We start from the raw sequence: 18,297 nt of genomic DNA on the forward strand, positions 1-18,297 counted from the left end.
TGGTGGAGTAATGGAATCACGCGCAAAGTGTAGCGGTGATTTGCACAATGTGCAGAAATGGCCCCGAACCACTGCGCAAGTCAGTCAAGTGTTGCCTGTTGTCATCTTTGTCATTGGCGACTGCTGCTATCCAAGCTGCTATTCATGCTGTAAGCCACTACCAGACTGGGCTTGCCAGTGATTGCGAATTGACTGGCGCTCGGGTAACATCAACTTCCAGTGATGCTTGGGAGGGTATCCTTGCAACCGATTATCAGACTGATGTTGAATCGGCAACTGTAGTCACGTTTGTCTGACAAAAAATAAATGTCAAAATAACAAGCATCAAAAATAACAAGCATTATTGCGATGCCATGGCAACATCAGGACTGGCAGCAACCAGCGGTTGCGGGTCGCAGTGTATCTATCTGGAGGCAGGGTTTTTAGTGATTACCATCCGAGCGGCGGGTTGGTGCTGCATCAATCGTTTTTTTCGTCGCGATCATCATGGTCGTTCGTTTTGTCCGTTTCTCCTCAGGCGTTTCTCAGCGTTGGGTTTGAAACTCTGTAGTGTCTGGTTGTTGAGTGCCATCTGTTTCAGTACAGTGAGTCGTGCTGCCGGGCCGGATTGTTCGCGTCCCTACACGTTGGCATTACACGATCATGGTCTGTTGTATTCAGCCGATACGGATAGCGGCATAGATCGTGATTTTGCCGATGAACTGAGTCGTCGCAGTGGTTGCAATGTGATCATCAGTCTGATGTCGCGGGCGCGGATCTGGCAGCTCATCGAGTCGGGTGCGCTGGACTTCAGCCTGTCAGGAATTGCGACGCCGGAGCGCTTGCGTTATGCCAGTTTCGCCTGGTATTTCAGCAATAAATATTATCTGCTGGTACGTAAAGATAGCGGTATCCGTCAGGTCTCGCAGGTCGAAGATATTCCCCGTTTTCAGCTCGGCGTGATTCGCAGCTTTCGCTACAGTGACGCTGCCAACCGTCTGGTCGATGTGCTCAGTTCCCGCGATCAGGTGGTGCTGGCCGGCGGTCTTGATCCGCTCTATGCAGCGCTGCTGAGCAACCGGATCCAGGGCATGATCATGGAGCCTTTTGATTATCCGGCACTGCAGGCAAAGAATATTCGCGAACAGACTACCATCGTCGAATTCAATGATCCTGCCACATCGCATGGACTGATCATGTCCAACAAGTCACTTTCGCCAGGTGAACGCGAGAAGTGGCGGGCACTGGTGGATGCCATGCGTGCGGATGGGACGGTCAAGCGCATCTTTGAGAAGTATTTCTCCGCTGCGTTGGCCGGCACAATGGTCGACTTTCAGGTGGCACCATGAATCGTTTTTACCGACATCTGTTGCCATTGTTTATCCTGATCGTTGGCTTGAGCGTAACCTGGGGGGCCTGGCATCATGAGCATGAGCTGGCCTCCAAGGCGCTGCGTTCAGAATTCGATTATTCCCTGCATGAAGCGGTCAGCCGGATCGAACAGCGTATTGTCAGTTATGAGCAAATGCTGCACGGTGTGCAAGGCTTGTTTGTGGCAACTGGCAAGTTTGATCGTGATATTTTCCGCGACTATGTTGCAGTACTGAATCTGGATGCCAACTTCTCTGGTGTGGAAGCCATTGGTGTCGATCAGCTCGTCACCAATGCCAGCAAGAGTGCTCATATTGCTGCCATGCGTGCAGCAGGATTGACCGAGTATGCAATTCATCCGGATGGTGAGCGCAGCGTGTACGCACCGATCATCATTCGCGAGCCGGATATGGGGCGCAATCGGCGCAGTCTTGGCTATGATCCCTACTCCGAGCCGGCGCGGCGTTATGCAATGGACAAGGCTCGCGATTCCGGCATGGCAGCCATTACAGGCATGGTCACGCTCAATGCGGATTTGGAGACCGAAAAGAAGCCCAGTTTTCTGATGTATCTGCCGGTCTATGCCCACGGCAAGCCGCAGTCCACGGTCGCGCAACGACGTAGCAGTCTGATTGGCTGGGTGCATGCTGCATTTCGTATGTCTGACGTGATGGCAAGCCTCTATGGCGAGTGGCCGCAGGGCGTCAATTTCGCTATTTATGATGGTGTGCTGCCTGACGAGAAGTTGCGCATGTATCGCTCCGACTCGGATGCAGGCAAGTCTGACGTGGTCAGAATGGCAGGCGCCGAGTATCTGGTACTGGCCGGGCACAACTGGTTGCTGGAGATGTCGGTTACCGATCAGTTCAGTCCTTATTTCGGGCGTGCCCCAGAGTGGCGTACCGCCGCGGGTGGCCTCATTCTCAGCTTGTTGCTGGCGCTGTTTGCGCGTGCATTGATTGAGAGTCGACGTCGGGCACTGTATCTGGCGCATCAGATGACCAGTGAATTGCGTGCTAGCGAGGAACAGTTCAGAGCGATTGCCGACTGTACCGTGAACTGGGAAATATGGTGGGGACTTGACGGTCAGCCGCGCTGGATCAATCCTTCCGTAGCAGGCTACACCGGCTATAGCGTCGAAGAATGTATGACCATGCCTAACTTGTGGGCGCAACTTTGCCATCCCGAGGATCTGGCAAAGGTTGTCACTGCACTGAGCAACGGTTTGCAGGGCGGACAGGGGCGTGATCTGGAGTTCCGCTGTGTACGCAAAAATGGCTCGGTCTTCTGGCTGCTGGCGTCATGGGGGCCGATCACGGACGCCAATGGTGAGTTTGCCGGGTTTCGTACCAGTGGTCGTGATATCACCGAACGCAAGCAGGCTGAGGATGAGTTGCGCATTACTGCAGTTGCCTTTGACTCGATTGAGGGCATCATGGTGAGTGACCCGCATAGCAAGATCTTGCGTGTCAATTATGCTTTTACTCAGATCAGTGGCTATAGCGCAGAAGAGCTGGTGGGAAAGAGCTCACGTCGATTGCGATCAGAGCGCCATGGCTCGACCTTTTATCGTGCAATCTGGGAAAGCGTGCGTCGAACTGGTGGCTGGCAGGGTGAATTGTGGAGCCTGCGCAAGAGTGGTCGTGCCTATCCGGCATGGATGACAATTTCTGCGGTCAAGGACAAGGATGGCGTGGTCACCCATTACGTCAGCACCCATCAGGACATTACCGAACGTAAAATCGCGGAGGAAAGGATCAAGGAATTGGCTTTCTTTGATCCGCTCACGCGCTTGCCCAACCGCACACTGCTACTTGATCGTCTCAAGCAGGCGATCATGGTCAGTCACCGTCACAAGACCTGTAGTGCTTTGCTGTTCATTGATCTTGATCATTTCAAGACGCTCAATGACACGCTCGGTCACGACCAGGGCGATCTGCTGCTCAAACAGGTGGCACTGCGACTTAATTCGAGTGTCCGCGCCAATGACACGGTGGCACGGGTGGGCGGTGACGAATTCGTGGTAGTGCTGGAAGATCTGCATCAGTACAGCGGCGAGGCCGCGACCCAGACTCGCCTCATTGGTGAAAAAATTCTCAGCGTGCTCGATGCTCCCTATCATCTGGATCACGTGGAATACCGTACCACCGCCAGCGTTGGTGCGACCGTTTTTCAGGGGCGTGAAAGCAGCATTGATGAATTGCTCAAGCAAGCTGATCTGGCCATGTATCGGGCCAAGGAGAGTGGTCGTAATGCATTGCGTTTCTTTGATCCGGAAATGCAGATTGCCGTGATCGAACGGGCTGACATAGAGGCGGGGCTGCGTACTGCCATCGCCGAGCAGCAACTGGTGTTGCATTACCAGGCACAACTTGGTGCCGAAGGCTGCATGTCCGGCGCTGAAGTGCTGGTACGCTGGCAGCATCCGCAGCGCGGGCTGGTGTCGCCGGCCAGATTCATTGCGCTGGCCGAGGAAACCGGCCTGATTCTGCCTCTTGGAAACTGGGTGCTCGAAACCGCCTGTACCCAACTGGCTCGCTGGGCCGATCAACCTGAGATGGCAGGGCTGAGCATTGCCGTCAATGTCAGCGTCAAGCAAATCCGTCAACCTGATTTTGTTGATACCGTAGCCGACATCATCGCCAGAACTGGCGCCAATGCACGCCGTCTCAAACTCGAATTGACCGAGAGTGTGCTGGTCGACAACGTCGAAGATATTATCCAGAAAATGCGTGCTCTCAAGGTGCAAGGTGTTCAGTTCTCGCTGGATGATTTTGGGATCGGGTATTCCTCCTTGTCTTACCTCAAGCTGCTGCCGCTTGATCAGCTCAAGATTGATCAATCCTTCGTGCGCGATGTGCTGATCGACCCGAATGATGCTGCCATTGCCAAGACCATCGTAGCGCTGGCACAAAGTCTCGGTCTTGAGGTGATCGCCGAAGGTGTGGAAACAGAAGCCCAGTGGCGCTTCCTGGCGGATGCAGGATGTCATGCCTATCAGGGCTATTACTTCTGTCGCCCGCTGCCGTTGACCGAGTTTGAAAAGTTCATCCATGCGAGCACGCCGGTGGTATTGCCAAATTGATCCTGGCACTTGTCTGCACGCGCCGAGACAAATAGTCGCGCTTGCACTATGCTGCGCCCTTGATGAAAAAACGGATGGAACATGCGTAAAGAGATCGTCAAGGGGGTAAGCCACAGTGCGGCAGCGGGCGCGTTCTGGGGACTGGTATTTCTGGCACCGCTGGTGCTGGGTGACTTTGCCCCGATGCAGCTGGCGGCTTCACGTTATCTGGCCTACGGTGTGGTCGCGTTGTTATTGCTGCTGCCACGCTGGCGCAAGGTTTTGCCGCAAATGGAGCGCGCCGAGTGGCGTGCACTGGTCTGGCTGAGCATGCTCGGCAATATTCTGTATTACGTTTTGCTGGCAACCGCGGTGCAATGGGCCGGTGGGGCGTCGACCGCGCTGATCATCGGCCTGCTGCCGCTGGTCGTGACCATGGTGGGCGCACGTGAGGCCGGTGCAATTCGAGTCTCTGCACTGTTGCCACCGTTGTTACTGAGCTTGTCCGGTGTCGCGCTGGTAGGCATTGATGGTGTACTCAATGAGCTCGCCAAGGCAGGGCAGGGCGGTAACGTACTGCTGCGTGTGGGCGGAATGTTATGCGCTTTTGCGGCGCTGCTTTCGTGGTCTACTTATTCGATTGGCAATACCCGCTGGCTTGAGCGACGACCGGATATTTCTTCCCACGACTGGTCACTGCTGACCGGTATTGTGACCGGTGCACTGGCGCTGCTGCTGGTTGTGCCGGCCTTTTGGCAAGCCGCTGCACATGGCATTGCGGCATGGTCACGCTTCTGGGCTGTCAGCGCTGGCGTGGCGGTACTGGCGTCGGTGGTCGGTAATGCCTGCTGGAACCGCGCCAGCCGATTGTTGCCAATGACCTTGATGGGGCAGATGATTGTGTTTGAAACAGTGTTCGCACTGGTCTACGGATTTCTGTGGGAACAACGCTTGCCCAGCCGGCTGGAACTGCTGGCCATTACCTGCCTGGTCGCTGGCGTGCTGTGGTGTGCTTCGCTGCATCATGGGCATGATCCGCATGGACTGGAAACCCGCAAGACAGTGGTCGGGGGGTGATGCTTCCGGGCAACGTGATGGCCGGTGTTGTTTGTCTGCTGAAATATTCTTGCTTTGCGCTGTCGGTGGACGTCAGGCGCAAGCGCGAACTGATAACATGATTCATTATTACTGGGCTGATCAGCAAGCGTGATCGCCAAGGCCGTTGATGAGCAGGTTTTTTGCTGGATGTTGTCGGAATTATGCAAAACTTTATTGATCCTATCGATTTCCAGGTACTGAAGCAGGACGATAGCCTGCCATCCCCGAGCGGTGTGCGACTGAACATCATGCGCATGTGCCGTCAGGAAGATGTTTCATTGCCGGATCTGGTCGTGCAGATTCAGGCCGATGCGTTACTCAGTGGACGCATCATCAAGATCGGTAATGCTGCAGGTGTCAACAAGGGGCGTCCGATCGCCTCGATCAACAAGGACATCCTGCTGATGATCGGCTTGCAGACCGTGCGCCAACTGGCGCTGGCGGTTTCCCTGACAGCAGAACGCAAACAGGAGTCCTGTGCCGGTTTCGACTACCAGCGCTTCTGGGCACGCACGGTTGCGATGGCGTGTGCAGGACAGGCGCTGGCGCAGTATTACGGCGAAGCGCCACCGGGTGAAATGTTTGCCAGTGGATTGCTGGCCAATATTGGACAGCTTGGCCTGGCAGCCACTAAAACTGCAACCTATGCCAAACTGCTGGTCTCTTGTCCCGACGATAAAACCTTGACCGCGGCGGAGAAGGCCAGCTTTGGTTTCAATCACCGTGAACTGGCCGCGGCCATGATGCAGGATTGGGAAATCCCGCTGTTGTTCTGTGATGCTGTTTTACATCATTCCTACCCCGATGAGTCCGGGATCGACGGCGAGTCGCGTACTTTGCGACTGGCGCAGATGCTTCACATGGCCAGCGCCATTGCTGAGTATTGCGTTGCCACTGATCAGGAACGCTTGCCGGCATTACAGGCAGTGGTGGATGCGGGCCAGCCTCTGCATAGCGAGATTGCCCATGTCACTGCCTTGTGCGACCGGGTGACGCGTGACTGGGTGGAGTGGGGCGCGATGGTCAAGATCCGGGTCCAGCATTTGCCGCCGGCGCGTGAAGTGATGCAGCAATTGCTGCATCACGTATAAGCGCTGCTTATGTTGGCGATGTTGGCAATGCCGCCGGCATGACGTGCTGGTGCATCGCCTGCACCAGCAGGCACAGCGTTTCCACGACATCTGCGCGCGCCAGTTCATGACAGCTTGGTCTTTTTTGCAGCAGCGTGTGGATGTCGCCAGTACGAATGTCGCTCTCAAATAACACGCGGATCTGCCCCAGCCACGCATCCAGATCCTGATCCTGATCCACACGGTGGTTGCTGCCACACTCTACTGTCGCGCTGCCTTGTGGCAGACAGAGATGCGTTGCCGTCGCTGCCAGCCGACGTGACAGTGCCACGCAGGTACGTGCATGGTGTAACTGCCTGTGATCATGATCGCGCTCACGTGAGAGTCGTTCCATCAATATCCCGGTTTCGGTCGTCATGACGCAGGCGTCTCGCCGGCGTAGCGCCAGTTGACTGCGCACGGCGGGTGACAAGGGCTGCCCCTGTTGCAGGGTCTGCGCAACCTGTAAGGCCTTGCGCACATAATCGAGATGGCGGGTAAGCAGTTGTGAAACGTCCTGCTGCAGATTGACCTGATGCGGTCGTGGCCACAGCAGATAGCTGGCGACAATCGCCACCAGTACGCCGATGACATTGTCACCGGCACGCAGCAAGGCGTTGCTCAACTGCTGTTGTGGCGTGCTGGCGACATCAGCGACCAGCACAAAGACCGGTGTCAGGAACGTGGAATACAAGCCGTAGCTCACGGGCCTTAACCCCATTGCCAGCGCCGCTAGCGGGAACACCAGCAAGGCCAGCATCAGCGGCGTGTGAATGAACAGGCATAACAGGACGGCCAGAACGCCACCGACGATACTGCCCAGCGCACGCTCCATGCAACGCGTCCAGCTATCGGCAATGGAAGGCTGCATCACCAGCATAGTTGCCATGGTGGCCCAATAACCAAAGGGCAGATTCAGCAGATGGAGCAGAAGGTAGGTGGTGCCAGCGGCAACGGCGCAGCGCAAGCCATGACGGACTTCTGCCGAGCCGCTCTGCAAGTGTGCGACGGCGGTGCGCAGATGCTCCAGAGCAGTTATGATCAATCCGGATGTCACGGTCGCAGGATGGACCGAACGCTTCCACTCTGCCAGCAAGGCTTGATGCGCCATGCTATCCATTTGCAGTTCAGGTAGCGTCAATTGTTGCGCTGCCAGCGTCGGAAGGCGGCCGATCAATTGGCGCAAGCGTAGCGTTACTTTGGCATCTTCGACATTGCTGTCATTCGTATTGGTGCTGACAGCGCGGGCGATATCCTGCAGCAGGAGCGCGAAGCCATCGAGTATCCGTGCAATGCGACGATGTGCCGTGGCGTGCTGATATTGGCCCAAGCGCAGATCACCCAGCACCGTGATGGTATGCAACAGGTCATCAGCGCGTGCCAGTTTGATCAGCAGATTTTCGTAGACGTGGCGAATATCTGCACGTGCAGCGATACGTATCAGGATCGTGCGGGCATTGGCAATATCGCTGCGCACATGAGCACGCGTAACAGCGGCGGCTTCGTCACGCGAACTTGCCGCTTGTGTTGCCAGCTCGGCAAGCGCTGCATAGACCCGCGCGATGGCCTGGCGCGCCGGGCCGAAACGATGGATACGCCATGCCGTCAGACCGAGCAGCGTGGCCCACGCGCAACCAGCAAAATAAATCAGGATGTGGCTGTCCTGCCACGGCCACCATACGATGGGAAAATCCGCCAGAATCGCCGACACACCGGCTGCCAGCATCAGTACCAGCCCGGTCGCCGCACCATAGATCCGGGCAAAACCGGCAATGCCTGCACACAGCATGATGGCCAGCAAGCCCGCCAGATGACCGTCACCAGCAAGGCTTGCCGCAAATAACCCAGCGAGCGTCGAGGCCAGTGCAAAGCCACCCATCGATACCAGTCGGGCGCGATTGGAGCCCGCACTATCGGCCAGGCAAGTCAGGAAGGCACCCACCGCCGCCCAAGAAAACAAGGGGTTGTGCAGTAATTCGCCCAACAGCAGCATGGTGCCGGCACCACAGGCTGCGCGTAAGCCCTCGGACAGACTAGCATGTCGCAATGGCAAGCCACGACCCCAGCGTAATAGCGCCTGGATAGGACCGGGGGAGGGAGCAAGGGTAGAGCTCGGTGGCATGCTGGCGGGCTGCTGGCGGCAGATGAGATGGAACGTTGGAATACGATCGATACCGATCAATGCCACAGTATAGAAATTGCCCTGCAGTGCTGGTATGACTTAATTGCTGTGAATTAAGTCGTAAAATTCATGATGGAAGACCGCCTGCGAATAATTCTTCACTCAATGTCAGCCAGGCTTTTGCCGCATGGGAGAGATAAGCCGGGCGCATCGCATAGGCTACCTGCCAGGGGACTTCTGGCTCCACTAGCCGAACCGCATGCAACTGGTCGCTGGCCAGGCGGCCGACAAACGGCTGCGGCAACAAAGCTACGCCCATGTCCGCCAATGCCATTCCGACCAGCCAATCCCATTGACTGCTTTGTGCCACGATCTGCGGCGTAATGGCACATTGGCGGAACATATTACGCACACTGCGGGTGAGGCCGAATTCATTGTTTAGCAACAAGAGGGGCATCTCCGCCAATGCCTTGCAGGGCAGCGTCGCACGCTGCTTCTGGAAACGTCCGCGTCGCGCCACGGCCCAGATCGGATAACTTGCCACCGGCTGCAATGTCAATTCCAGTGCAGGGTCAGCCGGCAGGATAGTCATCCCGATCTCTAGCGCTCCTGTTGCTACTCGCTGTTCTATCTGCGGGCCGGTGTCTTCATGCAAGGTCAAGGTGATATCGGGATGGCGTTCGCGGAAGGTCTTCAGTACCGGTGTGCAGAGGATATTGATCATGGGGGGAATGCCGATTTCCAGATGGCCCTGACGCAGGGTGCGGGTGTGATGCACTTCGCTGTTGAGACGCTGTACGCTGGCCAGAATCTGTTGCGCCTGGTCATAGACCACGCGTCCGGTATCGGTCAGCTCCAGATTGCGCCCATTGCGGATCAACAACGGCGAGGCAATCTCGTCTTCCAGCTGACGCACCATTTTGCTGACCGTTGATTGCGTCACATGTAATAAATCGGCGGCACGGCTAAAGCTGTTGAGTCGCACTGTTTCAGAGAAGTAACGTAGCGCACGGATATCCATGGAGTGCATCCCGGAAGAAAAGGTAAGTATTAAGGGGTGTGGGAAGTATGAATAAAAGGAATGAATGATCGCTGTTTAAATCATACTTCGCATGATTTTGCGATTCTATACTTGATTCAAAAAACTGGCAGCCGCTCGGGTTGACCAGCCAGCCACAGAGCCAATCGATCTCATCTTGAAGAGCGTAAAACAGGAATAGGAGCAGGAGCAGCCATGGAACGACATCCACAACAGTCAGTATTGAGCCGTATTCCCCCCGCACTGGCCGACAGAGTCATGAGCGCCGAGCAGGCTGCGAATCTGTTTCGACATGGCATGACCGTGGGCCTCAGCGGTTTTACTCGCGCTGGTGATGCCAAGGCTTTACCGCAAGCACTGGCCGAGCGTGCAACAGCCATTAAAGGCACCACAGGTGAACCGTTTCAGCTCACCGTCATTACTGGCGCTTCACTGGGCAATGGCAGTGATGCATTGATGGCGCAGGCTGGCTTGCTGGCACGTCGTCTGCCATTTCAGGTTGATAACGTATTGCGTAAAAAAATCAATGCCGGTGAAGTCATGTTTATTGACCAGCATCTGTCGGAGACGGTTGAGCAATTGCGCTCCCAATGCCCTGCTGCCATCGATATCGCCGTGATTGAAGCGGCTGCGATTACCGAAGAGGGCATCATCCCGACCATGTCGGTTGGTAACTCTGCCAGTTTCGTGGAACAGGCCCGACAAGTCATTATTGAGCTCAATACCAGCGTGCCGCTGGAGTTGTGCGGACTGCATGATGTCTATTTGCCAGAGGTCCGGCCTGCACGTCAGCCCATTGCGCTGACCCGTCCTGATCAGCGGATTGGCAGCAGTACGATTGCGATCGATCCACGACGCATCGTTGCCATTGTCGCCACCAACAAGCCGGATAGCCCTTCGACTATCTTGCCCGCCGATGCCGAAACCGATGCAATCGCTACGCATGTGATTGCGTTTCTCGAAGGCGAAGTCCGAGCTGGACGTCTGCCGACCAATCTGGCGCCATTGCAGGCGGGTATCGGCACCATCGCCAATGCCGTCCTGCATGGCTTGATTGACTCTTCATTCCGCGATCTGACGATGTATTCCGAGGTACTGCAAGATAGCGCCATCGAGTTACTGGACTCTGGCCAACTGGCGTTTGCGTCGGCCTCCTCGATCACGCTTTCTGAAGCGATGAATGCGCATTTTTTGCGTAACATTGAGCGTTACCGTTCACGCTTGGTGTTGCGTCCGCAAGAGATCAGCAATCATCCGGAGCTGGTGCGCCGGCTCGGCATCATTGCACTCAATACCGCGCTAGAGTTTGATATTTACGGCAATGTCAATTCCACCCATGTTGGTGGTACGCACATGATGAATGGCATCGGCGGCTCGGGGGATTTTGCGCGCAATGCGCAGATTTCCATTTTCGTGACCAAGGCAACTGCCAAGGATGGTGATATCTCGAGCGTTGTACCCATGGTGTCGCATGTTGATCATACCGAGCATGATGTTGATGTGCTGGTGACCGAATTCGGTCTCGCTGATTTGCGCGGACTGGCCCCGCGTGAACGTGCACCGTTGATCATCGAGCACTGCGTCCATCCTGACTATCGGCCCGCCTTGCGCGACTACTTTGCACGCGCCTGCACACAGGGTGGCCATACACCGCATGTCATGGCCGAAGCCTTGTCCTGGCACGTCAACTACAGCGTAACCAAGCGTATGCGAGTGGCCTGATTAGTTTTTCTATTTAACAAACCGGGAAGGATTTTTCGCCGCGTTGCTGTTTGTTGACCATACGATATTTGCATCGAGAAAATATTAGCGATTTGAAATTGGTTATGAGAGGATGACCTGAGTCGGCAGAGCCATATTGTTTCATTTTCAGGAAGTCGCTTCCTCTGCATAAAAGTCAGTAAAAGACAGGAAAGGAGCGTCAGGTTTCCATGACCAGCAACGCATTGACCATCCTGGTTGTTGATGACGATGAAGGCTTGCTGATGCTGGCGTGTCGTCACTTGCAGCGCCGTGGTTTCTCTGTCAGTGGTGCGCTCAGTATCGAACAGGCACGCGCCTTGCTCGATAACAGTTATTTTGATCTGTTGGTGATTGATTATCAGCTCGATAGCAATATGACCGGGCTCGATTTCTATGCTGAACTGCGCGCGCAGGGACGTGATATTCCAGCGATCATGTGCAGCGGCTTTTCGGATGAAGCGCATGCTAATGAGGCCCGGCAGCAAGGCATTACGGAGATTTTATCCAAGACCGAAGACTATCTGGACAAACTGCCGCAACAGATCATGCACATGTTGCAGCCGCCCGGCTGATTAAAGCAGCTTCGTCGAAAACATCATCAGGAGCAGCGCTGTCTTAACCCGTCCCCCGCCTCGGTGTGCTACGATGCCGCCCCTTGATGGCACTCGCCATCCTCCTTTGTCCCCGTCTTGTTTAATTTGTCGCATGTTGAAACAGTTTTTGATTGAGAGCCCAAAGGACACCGGTGATGACCGCGTGAGCTTCCTTATTCGTAGCAATGGCACCGTGTTACCTGGCTTTGTGGCGCGCAAGAGTCTAATTGCCGTGGGTGGGCTGACCAGCAACAATATCGTCGCGCTGTACACAGAACATCGGCCGCGCATCGCCGAGGCGGTCAAGCGCAAGCTGGCGCAGGGCAAACTGGTGCCCTATATCGTCTTGACCCAGGAAGATCTGGAAGCGGCTGCGCCACCCGCACCCGTAGCAGCAAGTACAACTTGATGTCAGGCAACAAGATTAATGTTTGAATTGCGGGGTTTTTTGCGCAAACCGCGCCCGTTCTCCGGGCGGCATGCTACTCTACCGCCTGCATAAAAATCACCATAAAAAATAGTGTTGGTAGAAGACAGGCAATATAAATAAATTGCCACGCGGATATTTCCGGATACCGGAAAATTCATTGATGACGGAGACACAGGCAGTATTGACGCACACCGCAGCCGCTCACCCCTGACCGGCGCCGCAGCGTACCGGTCCTGCCTGACATGGACATGACTTTGAGAGCATTGCAAAGACGCCTATCGTATGTGGCAGTCGCCGCACAGTCGCGCTACCGACGTCTGTCGCCGCAACGGCTTGCGCAGCGTACTCTGCGTTCCAGTGTACAGCCACCACCAGTCAGCTTGCCGGCACAGCCGGGAGGTGGCGTTGACTATCTGATGCAACAATCGCTGATTGGTGTCTACCTGCTCGACGGCAGCGGCCATATCGTGCAGGCCAACGACAAGATGGCGCAGATGCTTGGGCTCAATCATGGCGATGCCTTGCAGGGTATGGCATTACATGAGCTGATAGCTGCCGACGATCTGGCGGCGGTTGAACATCAGCACCATCAACGTTTATTAAAACAACAACAGCAGGTGAGCTATAGCTGCCGGTTACAGCGTCAGGACGGCAGCCAGCGCTGGGTACAGGTGCAGGGTAGCGTCTGTGAAGACTGGCGCCCGGGTCTGGAAGGTGCGACCTTGCTGGTGGAAATGCTGCTTGATGTGAACCGTCAGGTGCAGTCCGAATGGCAATCCCGGCTGGCCGATCGGGTGTTTGAGTCAACCAGTGAAGGCATTCTGATTACGGATCAGGAATTTCGTATTCTGGCAGTTAATCCGGCCTTTACCCGGATCACCGGTTATCGTGTTGAAGAAGCCATGGGCAAGCGCTCACGCATGCTCACCGGACCGGCAGCGCAGGCCGAGATCAACCGCGGCATGCTGCAACGGCTGGCGGCTGATGGTCATTGGCAGGGCGAAATGCGGGACCGGCGCAAGGATGGCAACTGGTATCCGGCCTGGCTGGCGATCTCGGCAATTCGTGACCCTGAGCATGGTATCTCACACTACGTCGGCGTGTTTACCGACAACACCATTCGCAAGGAAGCCGAAACCAAACTCGCCTTTCTCGCCGATCACGATAGTCTGACCGGACTGCAGAATCGCAGCAGTCTCATGCGATCGCTGTCGGAGCAGATCGCGCAAGCGCGGGAGCGGGGTGAGCGACTGGGCGTGTTTTTCATCGATCTGGATCGCTTCAAGACCGTCAATGACACGCTCGGGCATCACGCGGGTGATCAGTTGCTGGTCGCTGCTGCCGAGCGCTTGCGCCAGCAATTGCGACCTACCGATGTGCTGGCGCGTTTTGGCGGGGATGAATTTGTGGTGGTCCTGCATGGTTCGCCACCACAGGAAATGATCGCGACGCTGGCACAGCGACTCATCAACAGCATTGCCCAGCCCTTCGTGATTGATGGGCATGAGATGTTCATCAGCGCCAGCATCGGCAGCGCAGCCTTTCCTGAGCATGGCGATGACGCTGTCAGTATCCTGAAAAATGCCGACATTGCCATGTATCGTGCCAAGGATGGTGGCAAGAATGCCTTCCAGTTATTTAATCAGGAAATGAGCCAGCACGCGCTGGAGCAGATGCTGCTGGAAAACAGTTTGCGCCATGCGGTTGAGCGCAAGGAATTTGAGCTCTTCTATCAGCCACAGTTTGCGGCAAACGATGGCACGGTCTGTGGCGTCGAGGCCCTGGTGCGCTGGCGTCATCCCACCCGTGGACTGGTCGCGCCGGGCATGTTTATCACGCTCGCGGAACAGACTGGTCTGATCGTGCCGCTGGGTGCCTGGGTGCTGCGCGAAGCGTGTCGTCAGGGCAAAATGTGGCTGGATCGGGGTTATCACTTCGGCCGGATTGCTGTGAATCTGTCGCCACGTCAGTTTTCTGCCGGGGATCTGTTGCGCACCATCGATGATGCGCTGGCCGAAAGTGGTTTGCCTTCGACCATGCTGGAGCTGGAAATCACCGAGGGTGCCATCATGCAGAATCCACAGGATGCTGCAGTGCTGCTTAAACGCATGCGACGCCTGGGGGTGAGTATTTCGGTCGATGATTTCGGTACCGGCTATTCGTCGTTGGCCAGTCTCAAGCAATATCCGCTGGATACGCTCAAGATTGATCGCAGTTTCATTCAAGGTATTCCCCATGATGGTCACGACACCGCGCTGACTGAGGCGATCATTGCGATTGCGCATAAACTGCAGTTGCGGGTAGTGGCCGAAGGGGTGGAGTTGCCAGAGCAGCAACGCTTCCTGCAGGAGGTTGGCTGCGATGTCGTGCAAGGTTACCTGCACGCACAAGCCTTGCCCGCGAGCGAAATCGAGAGTCGCTGGTATCTTGGCGGGAATCAGGCGGAGAGCTGATTGTTGTTGCTTCTTCGTCTGCTTTGTTTATGCAGTTTTTATGCCGCCACCTGATCTTTTTAGACTAGCTTGATGCCACCACGGATAAGCTGAGCTCTCCCAATCAACGTCACGGGCGCATCATGAAACAGATCACTTGGAAAGCATGTTCGGCACTGATACATCAATGTCTGTTCCCGCAGATCATGCCGGGATCCTCCGCCGCTGTCATGCGTCATCCGAATGCAAACGCGTCGCTCAGCGACACGCGTGAACAGACCATGCTCATTACCGTCGATCGTGCCGATGTCACGCATCTGCGTCAGGTCATCATGCAAAGCTGCGGGTCCAGTGTGAATCTGATGCGCCTGTCACCGCTCGATCATGCGCGGCGCATGCAGTTACGTCTGTCGGTGCCATTGTTTGCCATCTCAACCCTGATTGATGCGGTGATGTCAGCGCTTCCGCAGGCCGAGTTCGGCCTGCCGGGCACCGCCCACTAATTAGTCTTCACCACCGCAGTACGCATCAATAAACATCACGTCGGTAACGGCCCTGACGAATCAGCTCCTGCACACCAGTTGCACCGATGATGTCAGTCAGCACAGCGTCCACGCCTGCGGCCATACCTTGCAAACTGCCGCAGACATAGACCACGGCACCCTCGTGCAGCCAGGCCTGTAACTGGTCTGCAGCGTGTCGGAGCTTTTCCTGCACGTAAATACGCTCTGGCTGATCACGCGAAAATGCCAGATCGACGCGATTGAGCGTGCCATCGTTCTGCCAGGCAGTAATTTCGTTCTGATACAGGAAATCGCAGGCGCGCTGGCGCTCGCCAAACAGCAACCAGTTACTTTGATGTCCTTGCGCTGCACGTGCCCGCAAGTGGGCGCGCAATCCGGCCATACCGGAACCATTGCCGATAAAAATCGCTGGAGCCGGATTGGCTATCAGTGAAAATTGTGGATTTTCAACGATACGCAGCGCGACTTGATCGCCGATGTCGATACCGGTTGTCAGCCAGCCTGAGCCTACTCCCAGTTCCACGCCATCAGCCTGGCGAACCTGACGTACCAGGAGATGCAGGCGGCCATCCGAGGCAATCGAGGAAATCGAATAGCGTCGTGTTCCCAATGGTTTGAGCTGATCCACGATGCCTTGCGGCAGCGTGTCGACTGAAGGCGATACCGGTGGTAGTTCACTGCGTGCCAATGCCTCCGCCAGCGAGATCTGCTCACCACCGAGATGTACCGGTAACGCGCCATCAAGCCCGGCTTGCAGCAGCCAGTTGCTAACGCGCTCGCGGCGATGGCGCGGCGCAATCTCGGCCAATGCGCCTGAGTGCCAGTGTGGAGTAATACCGGCGTCTGCTTCCAGTTCCAGATGGTAAAGCGGCTGGCCACAACTGCCGGGGTTGAGCACACTACGGCTGCGAAGCGTCCACGGCATGAATGAGGTGGACGAATCCAGTTGCTGAGTCACCGGCGTTAATGTCCGTCCGTCACTGAAGACAGTCAGTGCCTGTTGCCATTGTGCCAGCGCAGCAGGATCCTCACCGTCAAGCTCAATGAGCGGAAACAGAGGAGTTGCACCGAGTTCACGCAGACTGTTATCCAGTTGATGCCCAAAGCCGCAGAAACATGGATAACCACGGTCGCCCAATGCCAGCACGGCAAATTGCTGATCATGCAGCTGCGCTGGTGGTGACGCCTTGTTACCCTTGATTGCTGCTGACAGTTTTGCCGCAAGCGGGCGCGCGGGATCAGGTGGTTCTCCCTCGCCAAAGGTACTGATGATATACAGCGCACGTCGGAAGCTAGCCAGTTCAGTCAACTCCAGCGTTGCCAGTGAACGTACGCGGATTGCCACCCCGGTCTGCTGCAGCATGGCAGCAGTTTGCAGCGCTAGTCGCTCTGCATGGCCAGACTGGCTGGCATAGGCCAGCAGCACGTCCGATGCTTGATTGTCCGGGTTGTTGACTCGTGACGGCGACAGCTTTGCACGTTGCGCGCGAATGGCTTTTTTCTTGCGACGGCGATCCAGATACAGCATCCACCCAGTGATGCCAAACAAGGGCATCAGCAGTGCTGCCAACGTCATAATGATACGTCCAGGCAGACCGAAATAGCTGCCCATATGCAGAGGATAGATAGCGCCGACGAAACGGCTGCCGCGCGACTTGTCGGCATATAGTTCGACTTGTTTGATCTCGCCGTTTTGCACCGCGATACTCATACGATTGCGGGCACGTTCATGCGGCGACTGATCGGTCAGATAGTTAAACTGTACTGGTTCACCGGCTTTGTCAGGTATGCGCAGATTGACCATGGTGGTAGGGCCGGCAGCGGTGACGAAGCTGTTCCACGCTACGTTGAGATCTGGGACGGGTGCAGTCTCAGCAGGGTTGTTGCGCTTATCGCCGCGCTCACCCGCAGATTGCTTTCGACCATTACCTTCACCCGGGCGCTTGGGCATACTCTCACCGGCCAGCGTATTAACACCGAGCTTGACCCAGTCAAAGCTCCAGTACGCACCGGTACCAGCGAAAATCACATACATCACCAGTAACCAGGTGCCGACGACCGAGTGCAGATTCCACAAAAAGGAGCGTCCCGACAAGCCAAAATCGAGCTTGAACCAGGCGCGCCAATTGCCGATACGGCGCGGCCAGCGCAGGTACAACCCCGACAGCGCCAGCAACAAGAGGCAAAGCGACAAACTGCCGCTGATGATCTTGCCGGTTTCGACCGGCAGCAGCAGCCAGCGATGGAAGCGTTCTATAAACTGAAAGAAGGCAGCGCCCTGTGGTGCTGCCAGCAGCGTACCGTTGTAAGGGTCAACGTAACGCATTTCGCCGCGGCGGACGCCAGGCGGCGGCGTAAACATGATGCGCGCCGACGCGCCGGGTGTAGCATACACCGTGACCATACTGACGCGGCGTTCCGGTAATGTCGCTTGCAGCTGCGCCAACAGTTGCGGAGGTGTCAGCATGGGGGATTGCTGGACGGTGACATGGACGATGCCGGGATTGATCCAGTCAATGATCTCATCACTGAAGGAGAGGATCGCTCCGGACACGCCGATCGCCATCAAGACGGTGCCGGCAGTAATGCCAATGAACCAGTGCACCTGGAACCAGATTTTTTTGAACATGTTGTGGATCGCCGTGGCGTGGGGCACCTTGCGGCGTGAAGAAGTCAAAGTCGGAAGCGATGCATTATAAATTATAATGCTAATGAGAATCGTTATTATTAAGTTTAATTTGTATCTGCTTTGTAGCCTGAAAGATGGTCACGTACAGTGCCCTTGGGGCAGGC

The 18,297-nt window shown here is 56.0% G+C and carries 12 protein-coding genes; 9 read left to right on the forward strand and 3 right to left on the reverse strand.

The window, feature by feature from the left end; genetic code table 11:
• Nucleotides 1-353: 353 nt before the first annotated feature.
• The 4 genes from FHW66_RS17720 (at nucleotide 354) to FHW66_RS17735 (ending at nucleotide 6,603) form a co-directional block, all read left to right on the forward strand.
• Nucleotides 354-1,328 (forward strand): ABC transporter substrate-binding protein, encoded by a 975-nt coding sequence (locus tag FHW66_RS17720; protein ID WP_183381156.1) that lies wholly within the window; start codon nucleotides 354-356, stop codon nucleotides 1,326-1,328.
• Nucleotides 1,325-4,435: an EAL domain-containing protein gene (locus FHW66_RS17725; RefSeq protein ID WP_183381157.1), complete on the forward strand. Its 3,111-nt coding sequence runs from the start codon at nucleotides 1,325-1,327 to the stop codon at nucleotides 4,433-4,435. Before FHW66_RS17720 ends, FHW66_RS17725 begins: the two co-directional genes overlap by 4 nt.
• A gap of 81 nt (nucleotides 4,436-4,516) precedes the next feature.
• Nucleotides 4,517-5,491: a DMT family transporter gene (locus FHW66_RS17730; RefSeq protein WP_183381158.1), complete on the forward strand. Its 975-nt coding sequence runs from the start codon at nucleotides 4,517-4,519 to the stop codon at nucleotides 5,489-5,491.
• A 182-nt stretch (nucleotides 5,492-5,673) separates the two neighbouring features.
• Complete coding sequence (locus FHW66_RS17735) at nucleotides 5,674-6,603, forward strand: HDOD domain-containing protein (protein WP_183381159.1); 930 nt, start codon at nucleotides 5,674-5,676, stop codon at nucleotides 6,601-6,603.
• Between the two features lie 7 nt (nucleotides 6,604-6,610).
• Here the strand turns inward: FHW66_RS17735 and FHW66_RS17740 are convergent, their stop codons facing one another.
• Nucleotides 6,611-8,743, reverse strand: coding sequence for an FUSC family protein (locus FHW66_RS17740; RefSeq protein WP_183381160.1), 2,133 nt, complete (start codon nucleotides 8,741-8,743; stop codon nucleotides 6,611-6,613).
• Between the two features lie 127 nt (nucleotides 8,744-8,870).
• Nucleotides 8,871-9,764, reverse strand: a complete 894-nt coding sequence (locus tag FHW66_RS17745) for a LysR family transcriptional regulator (RefSeq protein WP_183381161.1) — start codon at nucleotides 9,762-9,764, stop codon at nucleotides 8,871-8,873.
• A gap of 213 nt (nucleotides 9,765-9,977) precedes the next feature.
• Here FHW66_RS17745 and FHW66_RS17750 point away from each other — a divergent pair, with 213 nt between their 5' ends.
• The 5 genes from FHW66_RS17750 (at nucleotide 9,978) to FHW66_RS17770 (ending at nucleotide 15,483) form a co-directional block, all read left to right on the forward strand.
• Nucleotides 9,978-11,504: an acetyl-CoA hydrolase/transferase family protein gene (locus FHW66_RS17750; protein ID WP_183381162.1), complete on the forward strand. Its 1,527-nt coding sequence runs from the start codon at nucleotides 9,978-9,980 to the stop codon at nucleotides 11,502-11,504.
• Between the two features lie 209 nt (nucleotides 11,505-11,713).
• On the forward strand, nucleotides 11,714-12,097 hold the full coding sequence (locus FHW66_RS17755; protein ID WP_183381163.1) for a response regulator: 384 nt from the start codon (nucleotides 11,714-11,716) through the stop codon (nucleotides 12,095-12,097).
• A 184-nt stretch (nucleotides 12,098-12,281) separates the two neighbouring features.
• Complete coding sequence (locus tag FHW66_RS17760) at nucleotides 12,282-12,527, forward strand: hypothetical protein (protein WP_370543483.1); 246 nt, start codon at nucleotides 12,282-12,284, stop codon at nucleotides 12,525-12,527.
• Between the two features lie 269 nt (nucleotides 12,528-12,796).
• Nucleotides 12,797-15,001, forward strand: a complete 2,205-nt coding sequence (locus tag FHW66_RS17765; protein ID WP_255459046.1) for a bifunctional diguanylate cyclase/phosphodiesterase — start codon at nucleotides 12,797-12,799, stop codon at nucleotides 14,999-15,001.
• A 122-nt stretch (nucleotides 15,002-15,123) separates the two neighbouring features.
• Nucleotides 15,124-15,483 carry a hypothetical protein gene (locus FHW66_RS17770; protein WP_183381165.1) on the forward strand — a complete coding sequence of 120 codons (360 nt, stop codon included), beginning with the start codon at nucleotides 15,124-15,126 and terminating at the stop codon, nucleotides 15,481-15,483.
• Between the two features lie 25 nt (nucleotides 15,484-15,508).
• On the opposite strand, the gene FHW66_RS17775 is transcribed toward FHW66_RS17770, so the two are convergent.
• Complete coding sequence (locus tag FHW66_RS17775; RefSeq protein ID WP_183381166.1) at nucleotides 15,509-18,133, reverse strand: PepSY domain-containing protein; 2,625 nt, start codon at nucleotides 18,131-18,133, stop codon at nucleotides 15,509-15,511.
• Nucleotides 18,134-18,297 lie beyond the last annotated feature (164 nt).

Origin of the sequence: Herbaspirillum sp. Sphag64, from assembly GCF_014192645.1 — a bacterium.
In the GTDB taxonomy this organism is placed as follows: Bacteria; Pseudomonadota; Gammaproteobacteria; order Burkholderiales; family Burkholderiaceae_D; genus Herbaspirillum.

Coding starts and splice junctions, on each gene's coding strand:
- FHW66_RS17720 (WP_183381156.1), top strand. CDS start 354: ATGGCAACATCAGGACTGGCAGCAACCAGCGGTTGCGGGTCGCAGTGT.
- FHW66_RS17725 (WP_183381157.1), top strand. CDS start 1,325: ATGAATCGTTTTTACCGACATCTGTTGCCATTGTTTATCCTGATCGTT.
- FHW66_RS17730 (WP_183381158.1), top strand. CDS start 4,517: ATGCGTAAAGAGATCGTCAAGGGGGTAAGCCACAGTGCGGCAGCGGGC.
- FHW66_RS17735 (WP_183381159.1), top strand. CDS start 5,674: ATGCAAAACTTTATTGATCCTATCGATTTCCAGGTACTGAAGCAGGAC.
- FHW66_RS17740 (WP_183381160.1), bottom strand. CDS start 8,743: ATGCCACCGAGCTCTACCCTTGCTCCCTCCCCCGGTCCTATCCAGGCG.
- FHW66_RS17745 (WP_183381161.1), bottom strand. CDS start 9,764: ATGGATATCCGTGCGCTACGTTACTTCTCTGAAACAGTGCGACTCAAC.
- FHW66_RS17750 (WP_183381162.1), top strand. CDS start 9,978: ATGGAACGACATCCACAACAGTCAGTATTGAGCCGTATTCCCCCCGCA.
- FHW66_RS17755 (WP_183381163.1), top strand. CDS start 11,714: ATGACCAGCAACGCATTGACCATCCTGGTTGTTGATGACGATGAAGGC.
- FHW66_RS17765 (WP_255459046.1), top strand. CDS start 12,797: ATGACTTTGAGAGCATTGCAAAGACGCCTATCGTATGTGGCAGTCGCC.
- FHW66_RS17770 (WP_183381165.1), top strand. CDS start 15,124: ATGAAACAGATCACTTGGAAAGCATGTTCGGCACTGATACATCAATGT.
- FHW66_RS17775 (WP_183381166.1), bottom strand. CDS start 18,133: ATGTTCAAAAAAATCTGGTTCCAGGTGCACTGGTTCATTGGCATTACT.